Consider the following 15,155-nt stretch of genomic DNA (forward strand, 5'->3'; position numbering starts at 1 on the left):
AAGGAGTCCATAATGACATTTTCAGACTATAATTTTGCGCCTTATATTGAAGAAGCCATCCAAGACTTAGGCTTCCATGAAGCTACCCCGATTCAAGAAGAGGTCATCCCCCTGATCCAAGCAGACAAGAGCTTGGTGGCACAGAGCCAGACGGGATCGGGAAAGTCCCATGCCTTCCTACTGCCTCTTTTCGATAAGCTTGAAGACCGGGACCGGACCCAGTTAGTGATTACGGCGCCGTCTCGCGAATTAGGCGAGCAGCTCTATAAGAATGCCAGTCAAATCAGCCAATTTGCCCCCTTTGATTTGCGGATAGAGCGGGCCTTCGGGGGGACAGATACCAAGCGTCAGGCTGAACGCCTAACCCACCGCGCCCCCCATGTGATTGTGGGGACGCCCGGAAGAATTTTAGATTTGGTTCAACAGCAACTAGTCAACCTCCATCATTGCCAGCACTTTGTTGTGGATGAAGCGGATATGACTCTGGATATGGGCTTTCTAGAAACCGTTGACCAAATTGCTAGCCGGATGCCTGAAGACTTGCATATGTATGTCTTCTCGGCCACTATTCCAGAGAAGCTCCATCCTTTTCTAAGAAAGTATATGGCTGCTCCGGAATGGGTGACGATTGCGAATGAAGGATTGATCTCACCAACCATCCGTAACATCCTCCTCCCAGTCCGTGGGCGCAAGCGCGAAGACTTGCTCTATGAGGCCTTGACGGTAGGCCAACCCTATTTAGCTCTGGTCTTCGCCAATACGATTGACAAGGTTGACCAGGTCTATGAGGCCTTGCGCCAACGTGGGCTGTCGGTGGCTAAGATCCACGGCGATATGTCTGCCCGCGACCGCCGCCGTGTCATGCGGCAAATCCAGCAATTAGACTTCCAATACGTGGTAGCTACGGACCTAGCTGCTCGGGGGATTGATATCGATGGAGTTTCCCATGTTATTAATTATGAAATCCCTCATGAATTGGAATTCTTCATCCACCGGGTAGGTCGGACCGGCCGGCAAGGCTTGCCTGGCACCGCAATCACCTTCTACGAACCCGACCAACAGCCTGCAGTTGAATGGTTGGAGAAGAAGGGTATCCAATTTGAAGTGATGGACTTGAAGAACGGCGAGTGGCGAGATGTTAGTCACCATGACCAAAGTCGCCAACGCAAGGAACACCACCAAGAAGAAACGGACCATACAGTGAAGGGCATGATTGCCAAAAACAAACGAAAGAAAGTCAAACCAGGTTACAAGAAGAAATTGGACCGGCAAATTAAGAAGCATAAGTCTACCAAGGCTAGGGAGAAACGCCGCCAACAACTCCGGGCCCAACGCAAGGCCAATAAGGACCGCAATTCTTTTTAATCTAGTCTAATCCATAAAAAACGCCCTTCAGTTCATACTGAGAAGGCTGTAGGCCTTCGACGTCCTTTTGCGAAGAGGAGCCCTTTCTGCATCCTCGAACCCGACTACTAAAGGTGTGAGACTTGGCGCTTAGGCTTGGATGATTGGGGCAAGTCAGAATAAGAGCGAAGCATTCGCTCGTTTCTGACTTGTGAAATCACTCCAAGCCTGACAAGTCGAACCCGACTAGAAGGGTGCGAAGGCTAGCGGGAGAAAGGGGCTTCTGTACTAAAAGGACAGAGAAGAGAGTGAACAAAACTCGCAAAGTTTAGTGGTCTAATCGGCTAAAACAAAAAATCCTAAAGGCGCTCTAGAAGGAGCTAGCCTTTAGGATTTTTCTTATTTATTCTTATCGTCAAAATATTTTTCAATTTCTTTAATTTTTGCTTTGAGCTCATCTTCGCTTAATTTTACCACATGGGTTCTCAAAGTCATAATCCAGAAACGGAAGAGGGCTAGAAGGATGATGAGCTCCGATTGGAAGGGGACCATCAGGCCTAAGAGATTAAGCAAGCTGAAGACTACCAGGGACTGGGTCATGCTGAAGAGTCCGAGGTTAAATCGATCTGCAAAGTTTAAATGGAGGGGCCTTCCTAATTTCAGGATCTGTGCGATCAGACTGATCATTAGGGCTAGGAAGGCGACATAGAAGAATGAAGAAATATATAAGCTGGCAAATAGGAGAACCATGGTGAGGCCAGTAACCTGGGTCAGTTGGCGGATGAGCGCTTGGCTATTGGCTTGGTTTAAGTCCTTGCCCTGTCCAGCAAGGTCCTGGTAGGGAAGCTGGTAGTTTTGGTTGAGGGCAGCAATCGTGACCTGATCTTTTTGGGCATGAATAACCAGTTTGGGTTTCTTCTCAATGTTTTGCATTTCTTGGTCAGAAATCTGGTTTTTAGGGTCATAGGCGAAGGTGATGAGGTCCGTCTTATTGACGAAACCATCCGATTCCGACTGACTAATCTCGCCATCCTTTACCTGGAAGGCCGGAATAGACTGGGCTACCTGCTCGCCATTGTCTTCGATCAGTTCAAGAACGGGGAAAATATTGGCGAAGAGGGCTGCTGCGCTGACCAGGGTCAGGAGGGCTAAGTAGGCGATTTTCTTGCCTAGTTTCATAGTTAGAGCTGGGATGGTGCGCTCAATTTTAAAGATACTGTAGATAAATAATTTCCAAGTTGCTATCATAGGATGCCTCTTTCTAGCTTCTGTACTTCTTATTAAGTATAGCAAAATCCTAGCCAGACGACCAAAAAACTTAGTTCCTTAACTGAAATTTAAAAGCCTTGAGCGGATATTTTGAATCTCGGGCTAAGACTTGTTACACTTTAAGAAGAATAGAAAAAGGAGGAAGTTAAATATGCCATTTGAGTTACCAGAATTACCTTATGCTTATGATGCTTTAGAACCTTACATTGATGAAGAAACAATGAAATTGCACCATGACAAACACCACAACACTTATGTGACCAATGCCAACAAAGCTTTGGAAGGGCATGATGAATTTGCCGACAAGTCTGCTAAAGAAATTTTAGCCAATATCGACCAAGTGCCAGAAGACATTCGTCAAGCTGTCATCAATAATGTAGGTGGCCACGACAACCACAGTGAATTTTGGAAGATGCTTGCTCCTAATGCTGGTGGTGAAGCGACTGGCGAAATCAAAGAAGCTATTGACAAGACTTTCGGTTCTTTCGACAAGTTCAAGGAAGAATTTGCCAGTGCAGCTAGCGGTCGCTTTGGTTCAGGTTGGGCTTGGCTCGTTGTTGAAAACGGTGAATTGAAGATCGTTTCAACCCCTAACCAAGATTCACCTGTTATGAATGGTCAAGCGCCTGTTTTAGGTTTGGATGTTTGGGAACATGCTTACTATCTCAAATACCGCAATGTACGTGCTGACTATATCGATGCATTCTGGCATCTTGTGAATTGGGACTACGTTAACGAATTATATGCAGCTGCTAAATAGTTCATTCTTTATTGAGAAGCTAGGTTTGACCCTGGCTTCTTTTTTTGACCCTTTTGTAAGAGAATTTAGTCAGGTATAATCAATGCAAGGGAGGGATTAGATGTCAAAATGGATGAAATGGGCCAAGGAGCTCCAGGCTCTAGGCCAGGCAGGATGTTATTATACCGAGAATGATTTTGACTTGGAACGATTCGAAAGGATCCGAGCCATTTCACAGGAGATGTTTGACCAGCTGACGGATGCCTCAGCAGATGAGATTGCCATGGTTTTTAGCGAGGAGGAGGGCTATCAGACGCCTAAGATTGACACCCGGGCGGTTATCTGGCAAGACGATGAAATTCTCTTGGTTAAGGAAAGAAACCAGCAATGGGCCCTGCCCGGGGGTTGGATGGATATTACAGAAACCTTGGCTTCAAATTGCGAGAAAGAAGCCTGGGAGGAAGCGGGAGCCAAGGTCCATGCTGACCGCCTGCTCTTTCTTGAAACTAGTCATGCTAATGATACCTTCTTTACGGTGGTGAAGGTATTCGTCGAGTGCCAGTTGGAGAGCGTGGATTTTCAGGCCAATAATGAAACCTCTGCTTGTGCCTTCTTTGCTTTGGATGATTTGCCAGATCTATCAGTCTACCGCACCTCTCCTGCTCATTTGGCTAAGTGCTATGAGGCTAAAGAGGCAGGCCAGGACTGGCAGGTTGCATTTGACTAGCTTAGCAAGTTTCCTTTTTCTTTAATTGATAGACAGGAAAAGTCGCCTCGATTCTCTTAAGTTTTAGAGAAGGGGGCGACTTTTTGTCGTTTTTATTTTTTCTTGTCTCTGCGGTAGAGGGGGATGAGGAAGCCTGCTGTTGTTGCAGAGACGACCAGGCCGGTAGTTAGGGCGCTAGGCCAGAAAGATAAGCTAATCTGGTGCTTACCCGCCTTGCCAAGGGGGATGGCTGTGAATCCGCCGTCTAGGACAGGCTGGCTAGCGACTTTCTTGCCGTCGACGGTGAAGGTCCAGTTCTGGTTATAAGGAAGGGTGAAGACCAGCCAATCTTGGTCTTCCTGGCTTTCGACCTGTCCCTGGATTTGGCGGTTGCTGAAGCGGTCTATCTTGAGGCCGGAAGCCTGGAGTCGACTGGCACTTTGACTGACCAGGTCTGGGTTGAGACGGTAGAGGTTGACATTGTTTAAGTCCAGGTCATCCGCTAGCAGTTTGATGGAGAAACGGTGGCTCTGACCGGCTTCATTGGCTGCTAGGTTATAGACTTGGACACTATTGAAGCTTTTCTCATAGGCCAGGGGCTCGCCATCCAGGTAGAAGACTAGGTCATCTTCGCTCAGATGGCCAGGTACCGTCAAGTAATAGGAGTCATTGGAATTAAGCTGGATATCGAAATGAATCCAGGCATCGCCCTTATCTGAAGTTTTTCGGTAGTGAGTATTGATCTGTTTGGGATCTGCACTCTCTACCTTATCTAATTCCAGACCAGCAAAAGAGGCCACTTGGAAATACTGGTAGTAGTCCTTAACGGCTTGGCGGTTGGCAACTTGCAGGAGCTGGTCCTGGAGCAAAATGGGATAGGCATTGTGGAGCTTAAGGTCTAAGATCTCCCTAGGTAGACTATAAGCTAAGGGGAGGGCACTATCGTTTTCGTAAGCCATTAAATAAGGGTCAGATTGGACTAAAGGATAGCGTTTAATATCGGGCCGATGACTAGCTGCTTGGAGATGGAGCTGGTTACTGCTTTGGTCTGTCGTCTGAGATTTACTTTCGACCAAGTAACGGACACCAAAGAAGGCATCGGTAATCAGAGTTCCGTTATTATAGGACACAAAACCTTCACTGGTTGGCAGGCCCAGATAGCGGAAGAGCTCAGTGGTTGACTTTTCGATGGTGGAGTTGAAATGGCTGAGGCCGTAGTAGTTGAGCTGCATGGGATCATTCTTGGTGCGCTGGAAGAGCTTGCTGATGCGGTAGAAGTCCTTACTAGCAGGATTGAGCTCTTCAATGAAGTCTTCGGTCAGTTGGTTGTAGTCCGCGACTTCAGAATGACTGAGATAAGAGATAGCTGACAAACTCAGACAAGTATTAGCGGAAAGTTCCACAACCGTGAGCAAATAAATGAGAAAAGTTGACCAAATAGGACGGCGGTCGATAAAGAATAGCATCAGGCTACAGAGAATAAAGATCACAAAGCTGGCCAGGATATAGGGCCCCTGCAGGTAGTCGAAACGCTCGCCTTGGCTGAGGACATAGACCGTGGACGCGGTGAAAAGCCCCAAGAGGATAAGGGCTGTCTTGAGCCGGAAGGTCCGTAAGTGTCGGTAGCCCCGGTAGGCCAGGAAGAGGCAAAAGAAGCTGAAGACAAAGCTAAAGCGGTAGGGGTACCAGATAGGGGGTTGGAAGCCATGCCAAATGATATTGAGGGCTTTGACATTCATCGATAGGATGAGCAGGAGGAGGACTAGGCCAGCCCCCCATTTTTCTTGGCTGGGAATCTTCTTTTGGCCGAAGTAGAGGGCGAGGGCAATTAGGCCCAGGCTACCGATATAGACATTGGGCAGGCCCTCAGGCATTTGGTCGAAGTTAAAGGGGGCCAGGTAAAATTTGCTCAAAAGATCCTGGATTGGATAGGCTAGTTCCCATTCCCAGTTGACCTCACTCGCATAGGTGCCCTTGCTTAGACTGAGTGCCTGGTAAGTCGGCAGGAGGACCAGGGCAGCTAGGCCAGCTGCGGCTAGGGAAGTCCAAGTAAAGCGCCAGACTTCTTGCAAGCTGGCCTGCCACTTGGGCCAGTAAAAGTCGCGGATGAGGGCATAGACCATGTATAGGACCAGGAAGAGGCAGACCATGAAGCCCATGTAATAGTTAGCGATGAGGATATAGGCCAGGCTCAGAATATAGACGGGCCATGACCCTTTCTTTAGGAGTTTCTCCAAGCCGTAGACGACTAAGGGGAGGAAGGCATAGGCGTCTAACCACATGACATTTAGCTGGTTAGCGGAGACATAGCCAATCAGGGCGTAAGCAAAGGCAAAGCTAAGCGACCGCCAGGAAATATCGCCATAGTGCTTAGCCAGGAGGTATTGGAAGCTGGCCCCAGCCGTTCCAATTTTAGCTGCAATGATTAGGGCGACAGCCAGGGTCATCCAAGACTTGGGAAAGAGGAGCAAGATAAGTAGGTAGGGGCTCATTAAATAATAAGACCAGGTTCCCAGCATTTCTCCTCCTAGGGCTTTTTGAAAGCTGTAGAGGGCTTGGTCCCATTGCCCTAGGAGAACATTGCGGTAATAGGCATAGAAGTCGATATATTGCTGGCCCAAATCAACGGTGTAGAGGCTTCCATCACCGAAAGGAAAAAGACCTATGCCAAAGAAATAAAAGACCATAAGGATGACAAAAGGTAAGCCAAAGCTGGCCACTAGGGACCAGGCTAGGGGATGATGGTGGATTTTTTCTTTTAGGGTCTGGTAATAGCGGCTGATCAGCTTCATAGGGACCTCCTTCTTAGAATCACGTCTTCAACTAATCTTAATATAAGCAGGGCGAATAGCCAAGTCCTTTTATCCTTTAAGCTTAAGATAAAAATGGGCCCTGCGGCTTTCATTCAAACGGTCCATTTGCTATAATAAATGTCTGAAAGAAGGTGAAGAATTGGACAAGCAGCAAGTTAAGCGCAAAGAAACGCACTGGGATCGTTATTTAAATCGCTTAAATATTCTTTTGGTCCTAGTTTTTGCTGGATTTGCCCTCTTGATCTTCCGTTTGGGTTATTTGCAGTTAGTCAATGGTCAGACCTTCGAAGAATTGGTCCATTTAACGGAGACAAATGTAGCTAAAGAGGGTGTGCCTCGTGGTTATATTGTCGACCGAGATGGCCATAAATTAGTTGATAATGAAGGCTTACAGGCAATCGGCTACACACGGGGCAAGAATACCAGTGGGGAAGATATGGCTAAGACGGCACGTAAGTTAGCCGACTTCATTGAAATGGATACCGAAGCCTTAACCGAACGTGACCTGAAAGACTATTGGGCAGCAAGTCATGAAGATGAACTTAATGACCGCTTATCCAGCGAGGAGAAACGTTTGAAGGGCGGCCAACTCTATGATGCCCAGCTCAACCGTATCCAGTCAGAAGACTTGGGCAAGTTATCTGACCAAGATAAGGAAGCTGCCGCGATCTATAAGCAGATGAATAGCGCCTACGCCTTCAGCACGACCCTGATTAAGCATGAGAACGTGACTAATGAAGAAGTGGCCCGGGTCAGCGAGCACAGTGCCGACCTGCCTGGGGTGACAACAACCATTGATTGGAAACGGGTCTACCCTGAAAAAGACCTCCTGCGCAGTGTCCTAGGCTCTGTTACGACCGAGAAAGAGGGGCTGCCAAGTCACCGGGCTAACCGCTACCTGGCCAAGGGCTATGCCCGTAATGACCGGGTCGGCCAATCCTATCTTGAAGAAATGTATGAGGCAGATCTGAGAGGGGCCAAGGCCAAGTATGAGACCGAAGTTAACCAGAATGGCGAACTCGTCCAAAACCGGCAAAAATACTCTGGCGATATCGGAAACACCCTCCGCCTAACCATCGATACCAACCTGCAGAAGCAAGTCGAAGCCATCGCCGAAGACTACTTAGAAAATAAGTCTACTGGCGAAAATAATCAGATTTATGTGGTCGCAACAGATCCACGCAATGGCGAGGTGCTGGCCCTGGGCGGCAAGCGCCGGGGTGAAGATGGTAAGCTCTACGATGATGCCTTAGGAACAATCAACGCTTCCTTTGAAATGGGATCAACCGTGAAGGGAGCAACCATTGCGGCCGGCTACTACTATGATGTCCTTGAACCAGGGGGAGACAATACTTTTGTCGACCAGGCCTTGAATTTCTCAGGAACGCCAATCAAAGCGTCTTGGTGGTATGCTTTTGATCCAAGCCGCCGGGTAGTTTTGGATGACCGCAAGGCCCTAGCTATCTCCTCTAACGTTTACATGATTCGGGTGGCTATGGCGATTGGTGGCATGCCGGAATACACAGACGGGATGTCTCTGGTTGACCTCGATCCTAATTTAGGGAACAAATTGCGTCATGTTTATGCTCAATTTGGCCTAGGAGTTGAGACCGGTATTGATCTTCAGAATGAATCCACCGGTCTGAATGGTGGAGAGTCTGCTCCAGGGAACTACTTGGACATGTCATTCGGTCAGTTTGATACCTATACCCCCATGCAGCTCAACCAGTATGTGGCAACCATTGCCAACGGGGGCAAACGCTATGCTCCGCACTTAATGAAGTCGATTGAAAAGACGGATACCAGCCAAAAAGCTAAAGAAAACTTTAACCAGTTGATCTACAGGAGCCAACCCCGTCTTCTCAATGAAGTCCAGATCGAACCCGCCGCCATCCAAGCCATCCAAGAAGGCTTCCGGGCGGTTGTCGCAGATCCAGATGGCTTGAGTAATGATCTCTTTGGGAGCTTCCCAGTGTCTGTCGCCGCTAAGACCGGGACGGCAGAAACCAATGAACGCGGCATCGTCAATTCGACCTTTGTGGCCTATGCTCCCTATGACAATCCGCGCATTGCCATTTCGATTGTTATCCCTGCCAAGTCTTCATCGGCTGCGGATGTCGACGCTCAAAGTGTAGGCTATGATGTTTTATCTGCTTACTTTGGTCACAATACGAAACAAAATGAAGCAGACCAGAGTCAAGAAGCCAGCCAAGGATCAGACAACTAGAAAAATCATTTTGCAAAGTCTTAAATCATATGCTAAAATATTGTGGTATGCTAAAAAAGAGCAAATGAAATCAAATCAATGGGAGGTAGTCCAATGCGCGTTAACATTCTTTTAGAAAATACTGAATGCAAGGGTGAACGTTTATACCTAACTGAAAAAAACAAACGTAACAATCCTGATCGTTTAGAATTAAAGAAATATAGTCCAAAATTAAAACGTGTCTGCTTATTCCGCGAAGTTAAGAAATAAGTTTCAGACAAGTCATGCCGAGCTCTCCTCTGTGAGGAGCCGGTGCAAAGAGGGAGAGTGCTTTTCCCTCTTTTTATTTTACCTTCACAAGAAGCTACTCTATAATAAATCTATGGACCTTAAAGGGAAGGGAGGATGTTATGAAGCAAAAGCAGCCCATTGTTACTTATAGCTTGCTAGCCATCCAAGTTATCGTTTGGTTATTAATGACCTGGTTGGGAGGCAGTGAGCGAGCGGATATTTTAGTTTTATTTGGAGCCAAGGTGAATGCCTTGATTGCGGCGGGCCAGTATTGGCGGTTGCTGACCCCTATCTTTATCCATATTGACTTTACCCACTTGCTCTTTAATTCGATTACCTTATATTACTTAGGTCCCATGGTCGAAAGAATCGTGGGCCATTGGCGGTTTTTGGCCATTTATTTACTTTCTGGCTTGATGGGAAACTTGATGAGCTACCAGTTCTCAGCTGCTATCTCAGCCGGGGCATCAACGGCCCTCTTCGGCCTCTTTGCCTTCTTTATTGTTAAAGCCTATATGCATCCCAATAATCCTTACTATGAAGCCCTAGGACGGACTTATAAGACACTTATTGCTATGAACATAGTTTTAAATCTTATGGCTTCTAATGTGGATATCGCAGGACACTTAGGTGGGGCTCTGGGAGGCTTGTTGAGTTCTTTTATCTTTGCTCAGAAGCAAAATGAAGTTAAAATCTGGCAAATCGTCTTAGCTCTCGCTGTATATGTGGCCATCGTTTATTTCATTCTTGCCAAGGCAGGCATTTACCAGCTATTATTTTAGTATGTGTTGATTGAAAGAGGAGGACATTCAAATGGCTGAATATATTGTAGGAATAGACTTAGGAGGCACTTCTGCTAAACTGGCTTTATTTGACCGCCAGCTTGATGAAGTGGGGCGCTGGCAAGTCGCGACAAATGCTAAAAATGGCGGGCAAGCCATTATCCCTGACTTAATTGCCTCGATCCAAGGCGAACTTAAAGAACGCAAGTTGACTTCGAGTGATTTGATTGGGATTGGCATGGGGACTCCTGGCAGCATTGACCGCCAAGCCGGTAGTGTACAAGGGGCCTTTAACCTGGGCTGGGCCAAAGCCCAAGACATCCGGGGGGCCTTCCAGGAGGCCTTTCCTGGGGTGAAAGTGGCCCTGGAAAATGATGCTAACGTGGCAGCCCTCGGAGAACATGCCAAAGGAGCTGGTAAAGACTACCGCCACCTCCTACTGGTCACCTTGGGCACGGGCATTGGTGGAGGCTTAATTGTTAACGACCAATTACTGGTAGGCGCGGGTAACGCCGGGGAAATCGGACACATCCAGGCCAATCCGGAAGGCTTTCTCTGCACCTGTGGCAATCGGGGTTGTATTGAAACCATTGCTTCAGCAACCGGCTTCCGTCAAACAGCCTTGGCCCGAGCCAAACAAGAGGAAAGCCCTGAAAGTTCCTTCAAGAGCTTTGTCCAAGCCCATCCTGACCGAATTGATACCGAGTTAATTTTTGAAAAAGCTAGGGCTAAGGATGTCTTTGCTCAGGCAGTTGTGGAAGAATGTCTCACTTATTTGGGCCGCTGCCTCAGCCAAATCGCTAACTGCGTCCATCCTCAATGTATTCTCTTAGGTGGCGGGGTGGCCCAAGCCGGAAATTATTTAATCCAGGGTCTGGAGCCGGCCTTTGAAGCTGGTCTCTACCCAGGGATTAAGGGAAGCGTTGAGATTAAGATTGCCAGCCTAGGCAATGATGCGGGAATGATTGGAGCAGCTTCCCTTGTCCAAAATGATCTAAAGGAGTAAGATACTATGAGTCAAAATATTATTTTATGCATTTTATTAGCCATTATCCTAGGCTACGGGATCTACCTTGCCTACCAGTGGTGGCAGCGCAAACAGGTAGCAACTACCCTATCCCAGGAAGATTTTGAAGCCGGTATGCGCCAGGCCCAAGTGGTGGATGTGCGGGAAGCCAATGAGTTCCGTTCGGCCCATATTACTGGCGCACGGAATGTCCCTTATTCCAGTCTCCAACAAGGGGTGCCAGGCTTCAACAAGAGCCAACCCATTTATCTTTATGATGATGGGGTAGCCTTAGCCGGACGAGCTGCCGCTAAGTTCTATAAGGCTGGTTTTACCGACCTCTATATCCTCCAAGGGGGCTTTAGAGAATGGGACGGGCGGACTAAACGCCGTGATGCATAGTGGGAGAAGAGATCTTCTTTAAAGATCCTAACCTAACGACGATTGACATAGCACAAGACCTCCTCGGTTGCCTATTGGTTAGCGACCTAGCAGAGGGCCGGACAGCAGGGTGGATCGTGGAAACGGAGGCCTATTTGGGTCATAATGACCGAGCAGCCCATGTTTATGGAGCTAAGCGGACAGCGCGCACAGAAGCCTTCTACCACGAGGCGGGCATCTTCTATATTTATAATATCCACGGCCAGTTATGTCTAAATATGATCACCCAGTCTCCAAGTATTCCACAAGGGGTCTTAATCCGTGCTCTGGAGCCAGCAGAAGGCCTTGACCTTATGACCGAGCGCCGGCAGAAAACAGGGCTTGAATTAGCGAATGGCCCGGGTAAGCTCTGCCAAGCGCTTGCAGTTGACAAGGCACGGGACTATGGCACATCAGTAGAAGAGGGCCCCCTCTATATAGACTTCGATCAGCGGCGCTATCCTCGACAAATTGCTTCATCGGCTAGGATCGGCATTCCTAATAAAGGGGACTGGACAGACAAGCACTTACGCTTTTATGTCGAGGGACACCCTGCTGTCTCCAAAATGCCCAAGCGTCAGTCCAACTTGGCCCAGGCCTGGAAAGAAGAATTGCCAAATAACTAAAAAACTGTTACAATTTAGCGTAGTGATATGAAAAAAGTAATGCGCAAGAGGCCTTAAAATTATCTGTCCTAAGCGAGTGGGAGTTGGTGGGAAACCCATGGCAGAGCTTTAGGGTGTAGCTTGCAAACTGACAAATTTGTCCGGTTTAAGGCCGTTATCTTCGAGTCAAAAAATTAGGTGGCACCGTGTAAACTTACACCCTATCCCTTTCGAGGGATGGGGTGTTTTTCCTTATGAAGGGACGCCTGCCTGTCGAAAAAGTTGTCAATTAAGAAAGGAAGTCTGTCATGCAAGAAATTGATATGCCAACAAAGTACCAGCCCAATGAAGTTGAGGCTGGCCGTTATGACCAATGGCTGGATAGCAAGGTTTTTGAACCCAATGCCAATCCTGATGTAGAGCCTTATTCGATTGTGATCCCACCACCCAACGTGACGGGTAAACTCCACCTGGGCCATGCTTGGGATGTGACTCTCCAAGATATGATTATCCGCCAGAAACGGATGCAAGGCTATGACACCTTGTGGCTACCTGGGATGGACCATGCCGGGATTGCTACCCAGGCTAAGGTCGAACAAAAATTGCGTGAGGAAGAAAATGTCTCTCGTTATGACCTAGGTCGGGAAGCCTTCATCGATAAGACCTGGGAGTGGAAGGAAGAATACGCTGAAACCATCCGTAAGCAATGGGCCAAGATGGGGATTTCGGTTGATTATGACCGCGAACGCTTTACCTTAGATGACGGTTTATCTGAAGCAGTTCGCAAGGTATTTGTGACCCTCTATGAGAAGGGATTGATCTACCGTGGCGAATATATTATCAACTGGGACCCGGTCTTCCAAACCGCTCTGTCCGATATCGAAGTGGTCTATAAGGATGATGCGGGGGCCTTCTACCACCTGGAATATCCCTTGGCTGATGGCTCTGGCAGCCTCCGCCTAGCAACTACCCGTCCTGAAACCATGCTTGGGGATACGGCTGTAGCAGTCCACCCTGACGATGAACGCTATCAAGACTATATCGGTAAGACGGTGATTTTACCCTTAGTCGGGCGGGAAATTCCTGTAATCGCAGATAGCTATGTGGACCGGGAATTTGGGACCGGGGTGGTTAAGATTACACCTGCCCACGATCCGAATGACTTCGCAGTCGGCAACCGCCACCAGCTGGAGCGGATTAATGTGATGAATGCCGATGGGACCATGAACGAAAAGGCTGGCAAGTACCAGGGCATGACCCGGGAAGAGTGTCGCAAGGCCATTGTTGAGGACCTTAAGGCGGATGGTAGCTTGGTTGAAATTGAAGAAATGGTCCACAGTGTGGGGCACTCCGAACGGTCAGATGCCGTTGTTGAACCCCGCTTATCGACCCAATGGTTTGTGAAGATGGCGCCGCTGGCTGAGAAGGCCTTGGCTAACCAAAAAACGGAAGACCGCGTAGATTTCTACCCTCCACGTTTTGAACAAACCTTTACTTCTTGGATGGAGAATGTCCATGATTGGGTAATCTCACGGCAACTCTGGTGGGGCCACCAAATTCCAGCCTGGTACCACAATGAAACAGGGAAAATCTATGTCGGCATGGAAGCTCCTGCTGACGAAGAAAACTGGACCCAGGATGAAGACGTCCTCGATACCTGGTTCTCCAGTGCGCTCTGGCCATTCTCTACCATGGGCTGGCCGGATGAAGAGGCAGCGGACTACCAACGCTACTTCCCAACCAACACCCTGGTAACAGGCTATGATATTATCTTCTTCTGGGTCAGCCGGATGATCTTCCAATCCCTGGAATTTACCGGTCGTCGTCCCTTCCAAAATGTCTTGATCCACGGCTTGATTCGCGATTCAGAAGGCCGCAAGATGTCCAAGTCTCTGGGCAATGGGGTTGACCCAATGGATGTGGTGGACCAATACGGAGCAGATGCCCTCCGCTGGTTCCTAGCCACTGGATCGACACCTGGTCAGGATATCCGTTACTATCCAGAAAAACTAGAGGCTGCTTGGAACTTTATCAATAAGATTTGGAATGCCAGCCGTTATGCCCTGATGAACCTGGATGGCCTCAGCTATGATGAAATCGATCTGAGCCAGGTGACGAATATTGTCGATAAGTGGATCCTGACCCGCTTAAATGAAACGATTGAAAAAGTCACCCGTAACTTCGATAACTTTGAATTCGGTGAAGCTGGACGCTCGCTCTACCACTTCATCTGGGATGACTTCTGTGACTGGTATATTGAAATGAGTAAGGAAGTCTTGAACGGCGATGACCAAGCCGCTAAGTTAACGACCCGGTCAGTTCTTGCCTATACCCTTGACCAAATCCTGCGCTTGCTCCATCCGATCATGCCTTTTGTTACGGAAGAAATCTGGCAAAATGTGCCCCATGAAGGTAGTAGCATCGTGACTGCAGCCTATCCCGAAGTTCAAGCGGATCAAATCGATAAAGAGGCAGCCAAGCAAATGGAGGCTTTAATCAGCCTTATCCGTGCGGTCCGCAATGCACGGAATGAGAACAATGTGGCGCCTTCTAAGGCGATCGATATCCAAATTAAGGCGGATAGTCCAGCCACTAAGGACATGTTAGAGGCTAATAGTGATTATCTGGACCGATTCCTGAACCCTGACCATCTTACCATTGCGACAGATCTAGAAGTCCCCGATAAGGCCATGACTCTCTTCTTCGATGCCGGTGAAGTCTACCTTCCTCTAGCTGGTTTCTTAAATCTCGACGAAGAAATTGCCCGTCTTGAAAAAGAAGCCGATAAATGGCGGGATGAAGTTGCCCGAGTTGAGAAAAAATTAGCCAACCAAGGCTTTGTCAATAATGCTCCTGAAGCAGTTGTCGCTAAGGAACGGGAAAAAGGTAGCCAATACCAAGAAAAACTTCAAGCTACCCTGGAACGTATTGAAGATTTAAAAGCTTAGCTTTATAATAACGAAAAGGCTGGGAC

12 protein-coding genes are annotated in these 15,155 nt (G+C 48.1%); 10 read left to right on the plus strand and 2 right to left on the minus strand.

Going from position 1 to position 15,155, the window contains the following annotated elements:
* Nucleotides 1-12: 12 nt before the first annotated feature.
* Nucleotides 13-1,365 (plus strand): DEAD/DEAH box helicase, encoded by a 1,353-nt coding sequence (locus tag AWM72_RS07465; RefSeq protein ID WP_067975648.1) that lies wholly within the window; start codon nt 13-15, stop codon nt 1,363-1,365.
* 378 nt (nt 1,366-1,743) lie between these two features.
* Here AWM72_RS07465 and AWM72_RS07470 read toward each other — a convergent pair whose 3' ends face one another.
* Complete coding sequence (locus tag AWM72_RS07470) at nt 1,744-2,592, minus strand: DUF1189 domain-containing protein (protein WP_067975651.1); 849 nt, start codon at nt 2,590-2,592, stop codon at nt 1,744-1,746.
* A gap of 172 nt (nt 2,593-2,764) precedes the next feature.
* On the opposite strand from AWM72_RS07470, the gene AWM72_RS07475 reads away from it, so the two are divergent.
* Nucleotides 2,765-3,373 (plus strand): superoxide dismutase, encoded by a 609-nt coding sequence (locus tag AWM72_RS07475; protein WP_067975654.1) that lies wholly within the window; start codon nt 2,765-2,767, stop codon nt 3,371-3,373.
* Nucleotides 3,374-3,473: 100 nt separating this feature from the next.
* A complete protein-coding gene (locus AWM72_RS07480; protein ID WP_067975659.1) occupies nt 3,474-4,079 on the plus strand; it encodes an NUDIX hydrolase in 606 nt (201 codons plus the stop codon).
* Between the two features lie 92 nt (nt 4,080-4,171).
* On the opposite strand, the gene AWM72_RS07485 is transcribed toward AWM72_RS07480, so the two are convergent.
* On the minus strand, nt 4,172-6,850 hold the full coding sequence (locus tag AWM72_RS07485) for a YfhO family protein (RefSeq protein ID WP_083272345.1): 2,679 nt from the start codon (nt 6,848-6,850) through the stop codon (nt 4,172-4,174).
* 160 nt (nt 6,851-7,010) lie between these two features.
* Here AWM72_RS07485 and AWM72_RS07490 point away from each other — a divergent pair, with 160 nt between their 5' ends.
* From AWM72_RS07490 to AWM72_RS07520, 7 genes are all read left to right on the plus strand, one after another.
* Nucleotides 7,011-9,098 carry a penicillin-binding transpeptidase domain-containing protein gene (locus AWM72_RS07490; RefSeq protein ID WP_067975663.1) on the plus strand — a complete coding sequence of 696 codons (2,088 nt, stop codon included), beginning with the start codon at nt 7,011-7,013 and terminating at the stop codon, nt 9,096-9,098.
* A 93-nt stretch (nt 9,099-9,191) separates the two neighbouring features.
* On the plus strand, nt 9,192-9,347 hold the full coding sequence (rpmG, locus tag AWM72_RS07495) for a 50S ribosomal protein L33 (RefSeq protein WP_067975665.1): 156 nt from the start codon (nt 9,192-9,194) through the stop codon (nt 9,345-9,347).
* Nucleotides 9,348-9,487: 140 nt separating this feature from the next.
* The gene (locus AWM72_RS07500) at nt 9,488-10,150 is read left to right on the plus strand and encodes a rhomboid family intramembrane serine protease (RefSeq protein WP_067975669.1); all 663 of its coding nucleotides are present in this window, start codon (nt 9,488-9,490) and stop codon (nt 10,148-10,150) included.
* A 31-nt stretch (nt 10,151-10,181) separates the two neighbouring features.
* On the plus strand, nt 10,182-11,156 hold the full coding sequence (locus AWM72_RS07505) for an ROK family protein (RefSeq protein ID WP_067975672.1): 975 nt from the start codon (nt 10,182-10,184) through the stop codon (nt 11,154-11,156).
* 6 nt (nt 11,157-11,162) lie between these two features.
* A complete protein-coding gene (locus AWM72_RS07510; RefSeq protein WP_067975674.1) occupies nt 11,163-11,558 on the plus strand; it encodes a rhodanese-like domain-containing protein in 396 nt (131 codons plus the stop codon).
* Entirely contained in the window at nt 11,558-12,202 is a 645-nt protein-coding gene (locus AWM72_RS07515) for a DNA-3-methyladenine glycosylase (protein ID WP_230080817.1), read from the plus strand. The genes AWM72_RS07510 and AWM72_RS07515 overlap by 1 nt, the downstream gene beginning before the upstream one ends.
* 287 nt (nt 12,203-12,489) lie before the next feature.
* A complete protein-coding gene (locus AWM72_RS07520) occupies nt 12,490-15,129 on the plus strand; it encodes a valine--tRNA ligase (protein ID WP_067975677.1) in 2,640 nt (879 codons plus the stop codon).
* Nucleotides 15,130-15,155 lie beyond the last annotated feature (26 nt).

Source organism: Aerococcus sanguinicola (genome assembly GCF_001543145.1).
Classification (GTDB): Bacteria; Bacillota; Bacilli; order Lactobacillales; family Aerococcaceae; genus Aerococcus; species Aerococcus sanguinicola.

Excerpts from the sequence above, each read along its gene's own strand:
- AWM72_RS07510 (WP_067975674.1), top strand. The coding sequence starts at position 11,163 with ATGAGTCAAAATATTATTTTATGCATTTTATTAGCCATTATCCTAGGC.
- AWM72_RS07480 (WP_067975659.1), top strand. The coding sequence starts at position 3,474 with ATGTCAAAATGGATGAAATGGGCCAAGGAGCTCCAGGCTCTAGGCCAG.
- AWM72_RS07520 (WP_067975677.1), top strand. The coding sequence starts at position 12,490 with ATGCAAGAAATTGATATGCCAACAAAGTACCAGCCCAATGAAGTTGAG.
- AWM72_RS07485 (WP_083272345.1), bottom strand. The coding sequence starts at position 6,850 with ATGAAGCTGATCAGCCGCTATTACCAGACCCTAAAAGAAAAAATCCAC.
- AWM72_RS07505 (WP_067975672.1), top strand. The coding sequence starts at position 10,182 with ATGGCTGAATATATTGTAGGAATAGACTTAGGAGGCACTTCTGCTAAA.
- AWM72_RS07470 (WP_067975651.1), bottom strand. The coding sequence starts at position 2,592 with ATGATAGCAACTTGGAAATTATTTATCTACAGTATCTTTAAAATTGAG.
- rpmG (WP_067975665.1), top strand. The coding sequence starts at position 9,192 with ATGCGCGTTAACATTCTTTTAGAAAATACTGAATGCAAGGGTGAACGT.
- AWM72_RS07500 (WP_067975669.1), top strand. The coding sequence starts at position 9,488 with ATGAAGCAAAAGCAGCCCATTGTTACTTATAGCTTGCTAGCCATCCAA.
- AWM72_RS07475 (WP_067975654.1), top strand. The coding sequence starts at position 2,765 with ATGCCATTTGAGTTACCAGAATTACCTTATGCTTATGATGCTTTAGAA.
- AWM72_RS07465 (WP_067975648.1), top strand. The coding sequence starts at position 13 with ATGACATTTTCAGACTATAATTTTGCGCCTTATATTGAAGAAGCCATC.